Raw genomic sequence first — 16,319 nt, forward strand, 5'->3', positions numbered from 1 at the left:
AAGAGAGTGTTATGGATACATATATAGCAGGTGAAACAAGCTACCTTGTTGCAAAAACGGAGCAAGGAAAAGAATACAGGTTAAGTGGCTGTAGTGTAGATGATATTTTAAATCAAGGATTTACAGTAATCGCTCAGTTAGTTACTGATGGCGAAGATGTGTTTGATGAACTAGGTAAAACCCTCTCAATAAGCTGGTATCAAGACGTCGCAGGACGACCTAATAAGTTATTGCAATATAACGGGTATGTTACCGAAGTAAAAGAATCTGAAGCGAATGCACAGACGGTGCGTAGTTTTCAAGTAACTGTCAATGCTTGGTTGTCTCTACTTAAATTTTGCCGCACTTATCGTATCTATCAATCACAATCAGTTAAAGATATTTTATCTGATATTTTTGATAATGCAGGGTTTAAAGGTGCCTATAAATTTGGTGCAATGCCTTCAACCAAAAAAGAATACTGCACACAGTACAATGAAACTGACTATGACTTTGTGATTCGCATTATGGCTGAAGCCGGTGTGGTATTTTATTTTACACAAGATGAAGGTAAGCATACCTTAGTAATTCAAAATGCCAGCGCGCCTTTTAGTGCTAATAATTTAGCGAAGTTTGATCATGCATTAACAAAGTCAGCAAGTAATTTGTTAATGAGTAAGTTTGAGCCACAAAAGGCGCTTACGGCTAAGACAATCTCTTTATCAGGCTATAACTATGATAAAGCGAAAACAGAGTCTGGCTCTGCAACGGTCTCTTCCACCACTGTTTCGACAAGTAATAATAAAAACTTTGAGTATTTTGCTCTAAGCACTGACAAAGGCGATTACAGTGATAGTTCAACCTTGGTAAAGCAATTAAATGACGCTAACCAAGCAGAGACGCAAAATATTGAGATGATAACAGATGCGAATGTTGTTCTCGTTGGGGCTAAATTATCCGTCAAGAGTCACCCAAATACACAATGGCAAAATGACTACAATGTGCTTGCATGCCATCACACGATTGAAGTTACGCAAGCAAATCTAGCCACCAGTTATGAATGTAAAGTAATCTGCCGTGATCCTAAACTACCATTGACACCGCGATACCCTAAAAAGCCTAAAAATAATGGCATATCGAATGCGATTGTTGTTGCTGATAGTGGATCATTTGATAGCAAAGGTGAGATTAACCAAGACAAAGACGGCCGTATTAAAGTGCACTTTTTATGGGATGTGAGTGATACAAAGTCGACCAGTTGTTATTTGCGTGTTATGCAACAAACGGCGGGTGTTAATGCAGGAATGCAGTTTATCCCAAGAATTGGCGACGAAGTTCTGGTCGATTTTATTAACGGTGATATTGACCAGCCGATAGTGATTGGCAGTGTTTACAATGGCAATACAAAACCGCCTTATGCACAAAAAGATGCGACACAATCGACAATAAAAACGGGGCTGGCAGAAGATACGGCTCATGAAATTTGCTTTGATGATAAGAAAGGTGAAGAAAAGTTATCACTTACTTCGGGTAAAGATCTTTTAGTCACTGTCGCCAATAATGCAACAACATTAATTAATGCTGAAGATGCATTAACCATAAAGAAAACGCAAAAAACAACCATTGAAGATTCGCAAACCATCTCGGTTAAAAATAATTACAGCTTGAAAGCAGATAAAATCACGTTAGAGGGTGATAGCCAAATAGAGCTAAAAGTGGGCAGTAACAAAATTACTATTAGCAGTTCAGGTGTGAAAATCGATGCATCAAGTATTGAGTTAAAATCCAGTCAAGATACAAAAATCTCGGCGATGAATCTAACGACTTCAAGTAACGCATCTACCAAAATCAGTGCCAATGCGAATGTTGATATCAAGGCAACAGCGCAAGCTAATTTAGAAGGCACAGCAGGTGCAAATGTTAAGTCGACAGCCATTGCTAAGCTTGAAGGTACGGCAGGAGCGCAGGTCACCTCGACAGCAATGGCAAAATTAAGTGGTGCTGCGATGGCTGAAATTACCGGTGCACTGGTTAAGATAAACTAGGTTGAGACAATGGAAATAATCACAAACGCAATTATTAGTGAGTTAAAGCAAGCTACAATTGCGCCTATCTTGGCAAAGTACCAACCTTCTGAGCCTGCTAATGCGCTATTACAGCCAAATTGGCAACCAGCTTATGCAATTGAGCAATTACAGCAAGCTGAGCTCACTCGTGACGCCATTCAGCTAATCGCGCACGGTTTACCTGTTATGAGTGCAATTCGCTGGGGGCTTTTTGTGCTTCAGCAGCATCCAGGTAGTAAAAATGATCCTATACTTGAATGCGTTACTAATTGGTTAAGCTCGCCCAATGAAACACTCCGTATCAGGGCGCAACAACTTGCAGAGCGCATTGGTTTAGATACCGCCCCCGGTTGGCTCGGTTATTCTGTTTTTTGGTCCGGTACGGGATCGATTGTTGCGCCAGAATTACCTGTCGTTTTGCCACCAGATAATATGGTTGGTCATGCAATTAATGCTGCTATTTTATTGGCTATGATTGATTCATAAACTGATTTACTGAGGAGAAATAATGCCCACCTCTTTAATACCTAGTTTAGGCCAGTGGCAAAGCGATACCTACATAGGTGTAAGGTATCCGCGCGGAAAACAGCTAAAAAAAGTAGATAGCTGTATAAAAACATATAACTCAAATCCTAATACCCCTAATCTTAAAGCGCTAAAAAGCGCTTACTTTATTTGGCAACTTAGTAAAGAAGACAAGTACTATAAACAAGATGGTTGGCGTTCAAGTAAACGAAATATTGAAGGTAAAAATCGGCCAATAGAACGTTTACATAATGCATTATTCCCAAAGCTTGAAGACCAAGATTGCGACGATTTTACGTTACTTTTGCAACGCGAGTCTAAGCGTGACTGTGTGCGAATATTGTATGGTGCTAAGGCAAAATTTCTGTATAAAGATGATGTAAAAGATATTGCAAAGCAGGCCTATAAAGATATTAAGTCAACTCAGCAAGAGAAGAAGAAACAAGATGCTGAGATAAAGAGCCAATACAACGAAGAACAACGCCAAGAGTCCGGTAAAATCCACCGTATTGCCAGTGATATTGCTAATCAAGTTAAATCGGGTAGTGTTGAAGCAACCTCTGTAGAAAGTAAATATAAATGGGTAAAAGACGTTGCTATCACTATTATTAATTTTCTCAAAAAGGTTGCGAATGACTTTTTGCAGTTTGTTAAGGATTGTTGGCGCAGTATCCGTGATTTATTAATAAGTTTGGTTGCTGAAATTTGCATTGCTATTTTACCGGGGATCAATGCCTTAGTTGCGGCCGCAAAGTCGGTTGAAGGTTATGTCAAAGCCGTTAAAACTGCTGCTGATGCGTGTTATCAGCGCTTTAAAGATAGCAAAACAATGACCATTGCCAGTAAAAGCTATCAAATTAATTTAGCACTTAAAACATTTATTAATAATGAATTTTTACTTTCGATGGCAAATGCCGCCAAGCAACTGATTAGTGCAATTGAAAACAATCTTGCATTGGCGTCAAGTATTACCATCCCTGGTAATGTTGCCAAAGTATTGTCTCTCACCGCTTTTTATGTACAAAAAATCGCTGTGCTGGCAAAAGAGTATTATTACACGCGCAAAATAAATCGCTTGTTGTCACAAATAAATAAGCATAATCCCTACCTTTCTGATGAACTGTTAAAAGATCCACTCGTTGCCGCATATTTAATTATTAATGCTACGGACTCTACCTTGTTTGCCATGGTTAGGGATAACACCGATATGGCGACATGGCTGTCAGTTTGCGACACTAATTTGTCGCAATTTGAAGAACTGAAGAAACGTGCAGAAAAATACCTAAAAACACGCAAGATTAAACTTAAAGGCTTAAAAGAAAAGTCGCTAGATGTTGGTCCTGTGCCATTTTTACAGCAAATCCAAGAGTTTGATACTGCCTCACTTAAAAAAGTATCGCAAAAAAAGGACAAGACACTGCTTGAAGAGGTCAGGGAGTTTAATAAATCGGCCTTAAATCACGTGACGACAAAAGAAAAACGTGGTTTGGGTTTACTAGACGAAATCACACGATTTAATAAATCAAAATTGACACACTCAGACACTGTAATTAAATCGGGTACAAGTGTGCTAGACCAAGTTGAATTATTTAATAAAGCCAAACTCAACAAAGCAAGTACGAGTGTTAAACGGGGTGTCAGTGTATTGGATCAGGTCGAGTTGTTTGGTAAGTCGCAGCTCTCAAAAACTACTACAAAACAGCACGATCCTCTGGTTGAAATGCGAAAGCTTGAAATGCAGCTAAAAACCCTTGATTGGCGCATTTTGAATAAAACCTTGTTGGGCTATAACAGTTTTAGTAAACAACTCAACCAACTTGATACGCAACCAATCACATTAACCCAATGGAAAAAAGCGAGTTGGGTTAAATTTGGTAGACGGCATGACATTACTAAATCGATCGATAAAGGAATCATGGCGTATGGAAAGTATTGTGGTAGCAACTTAAAAACCATGCAACCAGCTAAGAATTGTAAGGCGATAGATGCCATTCTTGGTTATCTATCCAAGCGCCTTGAAATTATTCAACGAGATGTACTTTATCCGACACATAAATGGTTACAACAACTTGATGCAACCCATCGTTCAAGCCCAAGGCGCCCAGCAATGAATCAGCTAAATGTAGCAGCGCAGTCTGAACGAAATGCATTACAACAGCTGGCTATGTCACTTGAAAAAATTAATACTAGTTACCGATTATTAGGTGGGTAAAGCATGAGTACATTTACCATATTTTTTTGCGGCACTTCGTCTAATCAACGTGATTACAACAAAAAGCATATTTTTCACCAAGGCGAGTTGGTGAGTACACTGGCTAAGCACGCATCAGGTATTGAATATCAGGACTACTTAATAGTTGATGGTGTTGGTAGTGGCAATGAAACAGAATTTATTAAATTTAGTAAAAGTTATTATGGTGGGGCACTTGCGCCAATATTTGGTTCTGGCATAGCTAGCAATATGCAACATGCATTGAGTGTCGTGCTTGGTTTTCCCTTTGCACAAACAAGTGAGGAGACCACTAAACGTGCAAAGCAATTACTACAAGCAAGTCGGCCTGCCAAGTATACTTTAGGTGGTTTAGGTGCGATAACCAACAGTAAGTCTTCTGCTTATAATAAATGGCAACAAGAGGTTGATGCACTTAGTCAAGACCTACAAGCACATATGAAAGCATTGGTGGCACGTATCAAAATGGCGCGTGAAAAATCACCACTCACTCAGGTTAACTTAATTGGCTGGAGCCGCGGTGGAGTGAGTTGTTTTGAGTTTGCAAACATTCTTAACAAGCACCCAATGACAAATCACATTAAGGTCAATATTTTCGCATTAGATCCTGTTCCAGGCGGGATTAATCCGTTTAAAGATTACAAAAAACTCGGTGCAAATGTATCGCATTTTGTCGCTGTTTTTGCTGAAGATGAACGCTCCAGTGGTTTTAAAGCGAGAATGCCTGAATTGCATGCTAAAACAAAGTTTTACACCACATTTATGCCAGGTCGACATGGCACACTCGTTGGCAATGCTGCCGAAGATGGGCAAGAGCAACCTATAACACACACCATGTTGAGTAATCCTGGATATGTAACACGTGACTTTGCCTTTAAAACATTATTAAGTTGGGGCTGCCAGTTCAAACCCAATAGCATTAATGCACTCACACAAGATCAGCTCATAGGTTGTTATAAAATTATGCTCGCAAAAGAGCAGCTTTTTAGCAAAATGCAAAGTAAATCCTATACCAAGAGCACTAATGGGTGGTTTGGAAAAATCGATGCGGTTAAGCGAATTAAGTCAACAAATGAAAAACAACTGAATTCAATATTTACTGGATTAGCGTTACAAAAAAAATACAAGCAAAATGACATAGTGAACCGGCATCATTTTGATGTGTTAATGGGAAACTCTTTTGTTGTAAAAGGTCAGCTCAATGCGTTTCCTGTGAGTTCAATAATTTAGCTGTAGCACCTTAATGAACTACTGATCGGGGTAGACATTCCACGATTAGCAGTTATATTCATTAACTAATCATTAATCTAATAATAAAAATATGTCTTTATCTCGATCACTCAATTTAGCGGCTCGTAAAGTCGGAAAAGTATTTCATATTGTTGATAAAACGAATTACAACAAGCTTCGTCGGCTTGATGAAATTATGAAACAGATCAATTCATTTCGATCGAACAAGAATCGTTCGTTTTTGAAAGCCATTGACAAACTGACCACTAAAGTGGGCAGTATTGAGGAATTCAAAAAGCAATCGATGGATAGCTTAGATAATTTCGAGTGGCTGTTTTATCTTAGTGATAATCAATGGGAAAGCTTTTGTTTTCAATGGCAACAGACAAAGCAATTGATCACTCAAAACCGTACTTCTAAATTATCAGAAAAAGACGTACAGCTTTTATTTGATACCGTTCAAGGCCCCTATAACAGTAAGATCCAGTGTTTTTTACAAACTTATAAAGAGCAAAAAGTAGTTGCTGATTACGGTAAATTGACCGATTACTTCAAAGATGTTGCTTTTGCCCCATTAGTTCACCACCCCTTAGCGAAAGAAAACACAAAAGACAGTGTTGAAAAATTGATATGGCAAATGCTTCAAGCATTAAAAGAAGACTTTCGAGAAATTGGTCTGATAATGAAGAAACAGATGCTGATTTTTGCCAAAACACAGCTTGAGGTAATGCAAGGTGGTGCTAATTTAGAAAACTTCGATATGGATAAGCTCGACCAGCTTGTGCCAATTGCTCAACGAGCAAAGCAACAACAAATAATCATCGAGCGCTCAGGTTGGATGACACCACTTAAAGACATCTATAACACCTATAAAGTGATTGGCTTAATAGATAAGGAAACGCGTAAACAAGGGGCGTTTGATATTGGCTTTAGTGGTAAAGCAAACAGGGCCAAGCTATTAAAATATACACAAGAGCTGACTACAGGTATTTTATCTGCGGTAACGGCAACGGTAGCGACCATTGCGTCATTTGGCGCAACCATTATTTTGTGCGTATTTCGCTGGATAAAAGTATTTGATGTCTTGTCGTCGTTTGCTACGTTAATTCATAGTTTTGTCAAAGCAAAAAAACAAAACCCAGAAGTAGACTTAACCCAATTAGATTTTAGAAAGTTAAGTTCACGCACTAAAACAGGCCAAATTGTGATGAACTCAGTCTCCATTCTTTCAGGCGGCTTTAGTGCTGGTTTAGATACGTTTGAAATGGTTACAAAAACAGGTAGCTCTGTGAATGCAGTCACCCAAGTTACCTATAAAACTGGTAAAGCAATTTGGGATACTAAAAATACCATTAAAAATATCAAAGAATATAATGATAAAACAAAGGCACCAGAGCAGGGCGCTAAAGAAAAAGAATTGCTTAAAGTAAAAGCCAACTTTGTAAAACGTTTAAAAAGTGTAGAAGAAATTGATTTTACTTTTAATGACCCGCTAAAAGGCAATGCAGAACTAAAACGAAAAGTAGAAGGTGCTAAGTCAGATCTGCGTAAATTTATGGATAAAATGTTAGCGGTTGCCAAAAAAGCATTTAGTTATTTGGTAAAAATCTTAACTAAGTTAATTAAATTCGTATTAGCAGCGTTAATTGTATTGGTGAATGTTGTAGGCTTATTGATTGCTGGTATTGTTTACCTGTTCAAGCGCTTTTGTGAAATCTTAGGCTCGTCGATTAAAGGCTTTGTATCTCGAGCAAATGAGGATATCAAGCAAGGCTTAACCTATCTTAAAAATAAGTTGAAAGACGAAATTCGCGCGATAGATTTAAGGCTCAAGCAATTACAAACAGTGTCTTCACCTTTGTAGAATCAGCATTATCTGGTTTTACAACTAATATAAAGAAAATTGAACATGGATAATCCTGCTGTAACGGGTGTAAAAGCTGCAAAGGCCTTTTCTAATAGGCTGCACACACCACTTTTAATATTTTGTCTTTTGTTTAGTGTTCTAAGTGCGCTTTATGCCACTTTTGCAATTTATCAAAAGCATAGTCGTTTTAAGGTAGATGTTCGTCAGCAAGTTAAACAGCAAACCCTTGATGCTGCCAAGCAGATTGGTGACAAACTGGCATTAACCATGACGTTTGTTGATGAGTTTGAGAGCAAAATAACTGCGCTTGAGGATAAACGATATGCACCTGAGTTATTGCAATATGAGTTTGATACCAACCCTGAGTTGTTTTCCCTCAATGTCACTTTTCACCCTTACCAATACGATAAATATACCCGTTACTTTAGCCCTTATTATGAAAGATTAACCGGAGTCGAACGCAAATTTGATTTAGTAGATTATGATAAACCTGATGTTGAGTTTAGTTGGTATCATCGTCCACTTAAAGAGGGCGCAATTTGGACCGAGCCCTATTATGAGCCTCAGAACAATGTATTAATGACAACGTATTCGGTGCCATTTTATGCATCTGAGCAAGCAAAAAAATCGGGTCAAGCTGCTTTGGGAGTTATCCCATCAGATGTGTCACTTGATCACCTTACATCTTCACTGCGAAAGTTAAAGCTCGGCTTGGGTGGGTATGGTGTTATTTTTTCAACAGAGCAAAACCTGATTTCACACCCAGTATTTGCGCATGTAAGAGAGGGCGAAGATAAACCATCTCTGGTTAAGAAAGCTGAGTTTACTTATCTAAACCAAATAGAAGGTTGTTTCGATACCAAATTAGATTACTTATTTTTTAATGGTGAAACATTAGATAACGATGAACACTACGCGGCATGTACATTAATTCCTCATACAAATTGGGTGCTAATTACGCGCATGTCATCTGATATGTTTGAAATCGATAAAGATTTTAGAAGACAAACGAATATCATTGCAATCAGTTGTTATGCAGCGAGTATTATTTTCTTGATTTTGCTACTTACGCGAAAGAGAAGACTAAACTGGACGCAAAACAACGTATCAATCTCCATTGTATTGATGATCAGCACAATCATAGTGCTTGATTTCGCTCGAAGCTTTAATGAGATAGAAGCGGAAGATACAGTTATTGTCACCTCTAACTCGCAAAAAGAGGCCTTTCAAACAAGCTACCGTAATCGTTTGCTCCAAATGCGCATTGAAGAGCCTCATTTTGTGGCGACCGGGGCGTATGTTGAATCTATTGAATTTGTTAATGCGAATAATGTCCATATTACCGGTAGTGTTTGGCAAAAGTTAACTCCAGACCAGCGCCAAGTATTAACAGCAAATATAAGCTTTAATGAAGCAATTGAAAGTAAAGTAGAAGAAAACTACCGAAAAGAATTAAACGACGGCTCATTGCTAGTCAGTTGGCATTTCTCGATTATTACACGGCAACAATTCGATTATTCAAAATACCCATTTGACCATAAAAATATTGTTTTGCGACTCAGTGCATCTGATCTTGGTGCTAATGTTGTATTGGTGCCCGATCTTGACGCCTATGAACGATTAGGTAAAAAAGATAACCCTGCAATCGCCAATGACATTGTGATGGAAGAATGGCAATTAGTTCAGAGTTATTTCAAATATACCTTCCAACACTATAACACCAATTTTGGTTTGGATACGTTTACAAATCAGGATATTAACGCCGAACTTAATTACAGTATTAATTTAGAGCGAGAGTTTTTAGGCCCCTTTGTGACTACACTGCTACCTGTGATGGTAATGGTATGCCTGCTCTATGCATGCGTTGTCAGTATGGCCTATACCCCGTATGGGGATTTACGTAATAACATTACTGCTGTGGTGTTTACCATTTTGTTAGCCCATTACAGTATACGAGAACACCTGCAAATCGATGAAGTGGTGTACTTTGAAATTTTTTATTTTCTATTGTACTTGATTGCATCAGCATTTATGTTGATTGCACATCAATATTATAAAGCGGTTACCTCGCGCGGTAACGCAAAATACTTCAAGCACATCGCCAATATTTGGTTTTGGCCATTGCTTACAGTGATGATTTTCGTCACAACGATAATGACCTATTACTAAGGTAAAATAATGAAAAATGGAATTGAAAATGCGGAGTCACTTGCTGGTATTCCAGAGGAGCACTCTAACGTTTTTGCATCGGTGGCACGTGAAACGGATACCGTAATATCGTCCCGTGCTGTGGGTATCTACGCCACCCAATTAATTAGGCAAGGCTATGCCACGAAAGGCTATCACGTCAAAGCTAAGTCATGTGATTGGGGCCCGATGGCGGGCTTTGTGCTTGCCGATCCGTCACTAGGTAAAAAAGGCACAGACAGTAAAGCGCGTGCCTGGCAAGAAGGGAAAGTAAACGATGCAATGAACCATTATGGCGCGATGGCTATCCCATTATACATTACGTCAGAACGTAAAGCCGCATTGCCTGCACTCATGTTAAGAGCTGGTAAGGCGTATCAAGAACAAAGAATCAACGACCATGTTTTTAAAATCACCGCAGCCGCAAAGGATGGTAAAAAGCATGAGTTTGTTTTAGTTCAAGTAAATCAAATCGCTCAAAACTCAAGAGAATATAGTCCGCTCAATACTGATTGGGCTGTGTGTTATGGAGAAAATAATGAGCTGGTGGCGCATTGCCCACAAAATAGAAAGCATGCGATAACAGTGGGTACTGACCAAAGTTATATCCAGGTGTGTGGTCTGACAAATCCACTTGGTTATGGCGCAAAAGCACCTTCAAATTATAAGGGTGTGCAAACTGGTGACTACGACCTTTGGGGCGTATTTCCAAAAGATAGATTTTTTTCTGAAGAAGAACGTAAAATCGTACAAGCTGCAACAAATGGTAAAAAAGACTCATTTTGGCAGCGTGATGTTGATGGTAGTGATCAGTTTATTCGTACTTTTGAAGAATACGGACGTCAAGAAGGGGCACACACAGGAAACTTGTCGCTATTAATTGAAGAGATAGCAGTGAGAGTTAACGCTGGTTGTATGAAAGCGGGCAGCGGCGGCTGGATGATCCACCATAGTGATGAAGCTGGTCGTCCAATGGTCGATGAAGTCGATTATGAAGCGGTGGTTTATTTTCCCGATGGTAGAATTTGGATTATGGAAAGCGAACAAGATGTCAAAACATTAAGAGCGCAATTAGTACAAATGAATTATGTGCCACTATTTAATCCAATTTGGAATTTTAAATTAGGATTCCACTGGATGAAGATATTATCGGAGTGGCTTGAACGTCATGGCACGATGAAGGATTTCCCGCTAAAGGATTACCGCAATATTCAGTTAGGATTTTAAAACGCGCTATTGCGCGTTTTATCCTATCAGCACATTAGGCATGCCTAAAACGATATTACCACCGTGACTGGTTGTATCACCCATTCTTACAGCCGGTCTGCCACTTATAAGTACTGAGGTGCTACCTTTTACAATGACATCCGGTGGACCAACGCACACAGCCATGTCGCCGACAACAGCAGCGGGAAGACTTCCAATTAGTACATTTGGTACTGATGGGCCAGATATTGGGCCACCAACATGAGGAACAACCCCGGTAACCATTGGGCAGACGTGCATATCTGTAATTCTTGCAGCAGGCAAACCTGGCATATCAGATCCTAGAATTTTGAGATTTTTTTCAGTTTACTTAAATCTAATAATGAAACAAGTTGTTTAACTTTAGCTGATGCTGTTTTTAAAGGCAGGTTTTAGCAAAAAGGCTGTTAGGGCAGCCTTTTTATTGGGAAAGTTACTTTTTAATGCCTTCAATATGAAGGTCAAAGTCAATTTGACCAAAGTCCATTTTGTAGCCAAAGTCTTTCATTTGAATCGACGTTGTGCCGGCAAAACCTGCGCGATAACCACCCCATGGATCTTTACCTTCACCAATTTTCTCTGCGTCAATAGTGATTTCTTTTTCAATCCCTTGCAGTGATAAAATACCTGTTATAGCAAGTTTACCATTGCCTAAATCAGTCACTTTAGTACTGTTGAAGGTTGCGGTTGAAAACTTCTTAACATCTAGAAAATCACTGTCACGTAAGTGCTTGTCGCGTTCTGCATGATTGGAATCAACACTGGTTGTATCAATGTTTACTGAAATTTTGCTCGCTTCAGGTTGTTTTTCATCGTAGTTAAACTCTCCAGAAAAAGTATTAAAACGACCTGTTAGCCAGCTGTAACCTAAGTGTTTAACCTTAAAATTAATTGAAGCATGGGCGCCTTTAGTATCAATCACATAGTCTGCGGCCATTACAGGCATTGCCAAACTGCTAAGTGCAAGAACTGATGCTAATAGTGTTTTCTTCATCGTCATTTTCCTTATAAATTTACTTAATCATACGGCGCAAGGTGGCATCTTTATCGATAAAGTGATGCTTTAGCGCCGCTAAAATATGTATTAATACTATTGCCATTAAACTGTAAGCTGTATATTTATGAATGCTACCAGCAACGTCTTCTTGGTTTGCAATCAGTTCACCAAGGCTCATAACTTCAAACCAAGTGAATACTTCAATTGCACGCCCATCTGCAGTTGAAATGAGATAACCGCTAATGAGGATCACCAATAAAATGCTGTACAGCGCTAAATGGCCTAATTTCGTTGCTAATTGGGTTAGCTTTGTATGCGTTGTTAATGTTTTTGGTGATGGCGTTATAAATTTCCACAGCAATCTAGCCAGCGTAAACCCAAGTAAAAGAATACCAATACTCTTATGCCAATAAGGTGCTGTGCGGTACCATTCGCTGTAGTAATTTAAATCGACCATCCAGAAACCGACGGCAAACAGTCCGAGAATTACAATGGCGCTAAGCCAGTGAAACACTTTGCTAACTGTACCGAATTTAGTTTCGTTATCGAGAACCATAATCATTTCCTTAAATAGATAGGCACACTTTAATTGAGCTTCATTTGAATTTGAATAGTTCAAAAGTGAATTCATTATTCACTTTTGACTATCAATAAGCAGTATTAGGAAGCGGTTCTTTAAGAAAAAAGAGAAGGGTAGAGTGCAATAACTTCTTGTTTGCGAAAACAGTGATTATGATGGTCGTTTACCATGCCACAAGCCTGCATATGCGCATAAACTGTGGTTGGTCCTAAAAATTTAAAACCTCTTTTCTTGAGGTCTTTAGCAAAGGCTTCGGATTCTTTGGTGGTGGCTTGATAATCATCTTTGCTGTTGATGTCGTTAATTATTGGTTTGTTATTTACAAACTGCCACTGATAGTTGGCAAAACTGCCAAACTCCTTTTGAATCGCTAAAAACTGCTGTGCATTATTTATCGCGGCGTTAACTTTTAGTCGATTGCGAATAATGCCACTGTCATTCATTAACTCAAGCTTCTTACTTTCATCAAACTGTGCAACTTGATTTGGGTCGAAATTAGCAAAGGCTTTTCGATAATTATCGCGTTTTTTTAAAATGGTATACCAACTTAATCCTGCTTGGGCTGACTCAAGTGTCAGAAACTCAAACAACAAATGGTCATCAAATAATGGTACACCCCACTCGGTATCATGGTAGGCAATATAATCCGCTTTTGTGGTATCGAGCCACTCACATCGTTTGCACATATAAATCCCTTAGACAAATAATTGACGTCTTTTTTGTGCTTTAAGTTATTGTATTTTATAAAAATAAAAATTGGCACACTTCGTGTATAAGTACTCATTAGTTAGAGTAATTAATTGGTGTACCATTATGGCGTTAGCGCAAATCATACCCCAACAATTTCACGAGGTATATAACCCATGTTTGATGCAGGAAAAGTACGTGGGTGAACTTAGTGAACTGAGAAAACAAGCAAGTTGGTTGAGTCATTTAGTTGATACCATGCCTGCCGGTGTGATTGTACTTGATGGTAAAGGAATGGTGGCGAAAGCAAACCAAATTGCTATTGATTTACTGGGGGAGCCGCTGGAGGGTGAGCGATGGTTTACAATTATTCAGCGCTCGTTTGCACCTAACGGTAGTGATGGTCATGAAGTGACATTACGCGATGGTCGTTTAGTAAAGCTTGATATCTCGCCACTGACACCTGAGCCGGGTCAGTTGATCTTAATGACAGATTTAACCCAAACAAGGCAGTTACAATCGCGCATTGCACATATGCAACGCCTGAGTGCATTAGGTAAAATGGTCGCCTCGCTTGCACACCAAGTACGCACGCCACTCTCTGCTGCAATGTTATATGCCGCCAATTTATCGTCTGAAAAATTAAACCCGACAGCGCGCACCAATTTTCATGAAAAGCTGATGTCGCGTTTACAAGATTTAGAAAGCCAAGTTAATGACATGCTGCTATTCGCTAAAAGTGGTGAACAGCAAGTGTTAGCACCCGTATCAATGCAGGCATTACTAACAGATGTTACTAATGCGTCTGAAGCCATGATAATGCGCCAGCAGTGTGAACTTGATTTGAAGTTACCCGAGCCGGATATTGAGATAATTGCTAATAAAGTGGCGCTTAGCAGCGCTATCAGTAACTTGGTTCATAATGCAGTGCAGGCATCTGGGCAAGGTGGCAAAATTATTTTAAGTGCAACGCGCTCAGAGCGATTTGCGGATCATGTCAAAATTTCGGTGCAAGATAATGGGCCGGGGCTCAGTGAAGCTGCTGCTCAGCAAATTTTTGAACCGTTTTTTACTACCAAGTCACATGGCACAGGTTTAGGTCTGGCAGTTGTGCAGTCGGTTGCAAACAGCCATCAAGGGTTTGTTAAAGCGGGCAATGGTGATCTCGGTGGTGCTGAATTTAATTTATACCTTCCTATTATTGGCAAAAAAGCGTGTTAGGAGACATTATGAGCGATGCAAAAGTATTAGTAGTAGAAGATGATTCTGGTTTACGCGAAGCTTTAGTTGATACCTTAGCATTGGCAGATATTAGCTGCATTGAAGCCGATAGTGCCGAACAAGCCATTATCAAGTTAAAACAAGGTGGTATTTCACTGGTGGTGAGTGATGTGCAAATGGGTGCAATGTCGGGCATCGATTTACTTAAAAGCATCAAGCTAAATTACCCTGATTTGCCAGTATTAATGATGACTGCATATGCGACTATAGACGATGCAGTTGAAGCGATGCGTCTAGGTGCTATTGATTATATGGCGAAGCCATTTGCACCAGAAGTACTGTTAAATATGGTAAGTCGTTATCTACCGGAAAAAGAATCGATTAAAGATGGTCCTATTGTAGAAGATCCTGCCAGTAAAGCATTAATGAAACTTGCAGAAAAAGTAGCGAAGTCAGATGCATCTGTGATGGTGCTGGGTCCAAGTGGTTCGGGTAAAGAAGTTATGGCCCGCTATATCCACGACAAGTCATTACGCTCAGAAGAAAATTTTGTTGCTATCAACTGCGCAGCCATTCCTGAAAACATGCTTGAGGCCACATTGTTTGGTTATGAAAAAGGGGCATTTACAGGCGCAATTCAAGCCTGCCCAGGTAAGTTTGAACAAGCGCAAGGTGGCACCATTTTACTTGATGAAGTCACTGAAATGGATTTAAGTTTACAGGCAAAGTTATTACGCGTTTTACAAGAGCGTGAAGTTGAGCGTTTAGGTTCACGTAAAACCATTAAACTCGACGTACGTGTGCTTGCTACGTCTAACCGTGATTTACGCGATGCGGTGGCGGAAGGGGTGTTCCGTGAAGATTTATATTATCGTTTAAATGTGTTTCCGCTCGAGTGGTTGCCGTTGGCAGAGCGTCCAGGGGATATAATCCCGTTAGCTGAGCATTTAATTCAGCGTCATAATAATGACATGCCAGTGCAATTTGATGATGCTGCAAAAGCAAAATTATTAAGTCATACCTGGCCGGGTAACGTACGTGAACTTGAAAATGTGGTGCAACGTGCACTTATTTTACAAAGTGATAAAACCATTCATACTGATGACATTTTCTTAGGCTCTGTAGCCAGCCTGCAATCGAGCAAGGTTACAGCGAGTGTTGTAGAAAAAAGTGAAATCATACCTGATATTGCAACGGAACAAAGCAAAGACCCTATTCATGATGAGTCACTTGGATACAAACAAGAGTTGAAAGACAAAGAAAACTCGATAATTCTTGATATGCTAAAAGCCTGCAATGGTAAACGCAAAGATGTAGCTGACAAACTAGGTATGAGTCCTCGTACATTACGTTACAAGTTAGCAAAAATGCGTGAAATGGGCATCGAGCTGCCTGCATAAGAAAGCGTTTCACTCTTCTCAAGCCCTCGTTCTGAGGGCTTCTTGCTGTTTAAATATTCTACATTGTCAAAATAATGGCTTTATAAGTTGTTGATAGATAGGGTT

13 protein-coding genes are annotated in these 16,319 nt (G+C 39.4%); 9 read left to right on the forward strand and 4 right to left on the reverse strand.

All coding sequences use genetic code 11. The features are described from left to right. Positions 1-11 precede the first annotated feature (11 nt). The 7 genes from OM33_RS07745 (at position 12) to OM33_RS07775 (ending at position 11,311) form a co-directional block, all read left to right on the forward strand. Positions 12-2,024: a type VI secretion system Vgr family protein gene (locus OM33_RS07745; RefSeq protein ID WP_038640593.1), complete on the forward strand. Its 2,013-nt coding sequence runs from the start codon at positions 12-14 to the stop codon at positions 2,022-2,024. A 9-nt stretch (positions 2,025-2,033) separates the two neighbouring features. Then, the gene (locus OM33_RS07750; RefSeq protein WP_052140936.1) at positions 2,034-2,531 is read left to right on the forward strand and encodes a DUF6931 family protein; all 498 of its coding nucleotides are present in this window, start codon (positions 2,034-2,036) and stop codon (positions 2,529-2,531) included. Between the two features lie 22 nt (positions 2,532-2,553). Then, positions 2,554-4,782, forward strand: a complete 2,229-nt coding sequence (locus OM33_RS07755; protein WP_038640595.1) for a hypothetical protein — start codon at positions 2,554-2,556, stop codon at positions 4,780-4,782. Between the two features lie 3 nt (positions 4,783-4,785). Further along, positions 4,786-6,030 (forward strand): hypothetical protein, encoded by a 1,245-nt coding sequence (locus OM33_RS07760; RefSeq protein ID WP_038640597.1) that lies wholly within the window; start codon positions 4,786-4,788, stop codon positions 6,028-6,030. A gap of 91 nt (positions 6,031-6,121) precedes the next feature. Then, positions 6,122-7,894, forward strand: coding sequence for a hypothetical protein (locus OM33_RS07765; RefSeq protein WP_038640599.1), 1,773 nt, complete (start codon positions 6,122-6,124; stop codon positions 7,892-7,894). A gap of 45 nt (positions 7,895-7,939) precedes the next feature. Continuing rightward, complete coding sequence (locus OM33_RS07770) at positions 7,940-10,066, forward strand: PDC sensor domain-containing protein (RefSeq protein ID WP_052140937.1); 2,127 nt, start codon at positions 7,940-7,942, stop codon at positions 10,064-10,066. A gap of 9 nt (positions 10,067-10,075) precedes the next feature. Next, positions 10,076-11,311: an anthrax toxin-like adenylyl cyclase domain-containing protein gene (locus tag OM33_RS07775; RefSeq protein ID WP_038640601.1), complete on the forward strand. Its 1,236-nt coding sequence runs from the start codon at positions 10,076-10,078 to the stop codon at positions 11,309-11,311. Between the two features lie 18 nt (positions 11,312-11,329). On the opposite strand, the gene OM33_RS07780 is transcribed toward OM33_RS07775, so the two are convergent. From OM33_RS07780 to OM33_RS07795, 4 genes are all read right to left on the reverse strand, one after another. Beyond that, on the reverse strand, positions 11,330-11,623 hold the full coding sequence (locus OM33_RS07780; protein WP_038640604.1) for a PAAR domain-containing protein: 294 nt from the start codon (positions 11,621-11,623) through the stop codon (positions 11,330-11,332). Positions 11,624-11,762: 139 nt separating this feature from the next. After that, positions 11,763-12,323, reverse strand: coding sequence for a YceI family protein (locus OM33_RS07785; RefSeq protein WP_038640606.1), 561 nt, complete (start codon positions 12,321-12,323; stop codon positions 11,763-11,765). Positions 12,324-12,342: 19 nt separating this feature from the next. Further along, positions 12,343-12,882, reverse strand: a complete 540-nt coding sequence (locus OM33_RS07790; RefSeq protein ID WP_038643158.1) for a cytochrome b — start codon at positions 12,880-12,882, stop codon at positions 12,343-12,345. A gap of 119 nt (positions 12,883-13,001) precedes the next feature. Continuing rightward, entirely contained in the window at positions 13,002-13,592 is a 591-nt protein-coding gene (locus OM33_RS07795) for a DNA-3-methyladenine glycosylase I (RefSeq protein WP_038640608.1), read from the reverse strand. A gap of 127 nt (positions 13,593-13,719) precedes the next feature. Here OM33_RS07795 and OM33_RS07800 point away from each other — a divergent pair, with 127 nt between their 5' ends. Then, on the forward strand, positions 13,720-14,814 hold the full coding sequence (locus OM33_RS07800) for a sensor histidine kinase (RefSeq protein ID WP_038640610.1): 1,095 nt from the start codon (positions 13,720-13,722) through the stop codon (positions 14,812-14,814). An 8-nt stretch (positions 14,815-14,822) separates the two neighbouring features. Beyond that, entirely contained in the window at positions 14,823-16,214 is a 1,392-nt protein-coding gene (locus tag OM33_RS07805) for a sigma-54-dependent transcriptional regulator (protein ID WP_038640612.1), read from the forward strand. Positions 16,215-16,319: the final 105 nt, after the last annotated feature.

Origin of the sequence: Pseudoalteromonas piratica (assembly GCF_000788395.1) — a bacterium.
Lineage (GTDB): Bacteria > Pseudomonadota > Gammaproteobacteria > Enterobacterales > Alteromonadaceae > Pseudoalteromonas > Pseudoalteromonas piratica.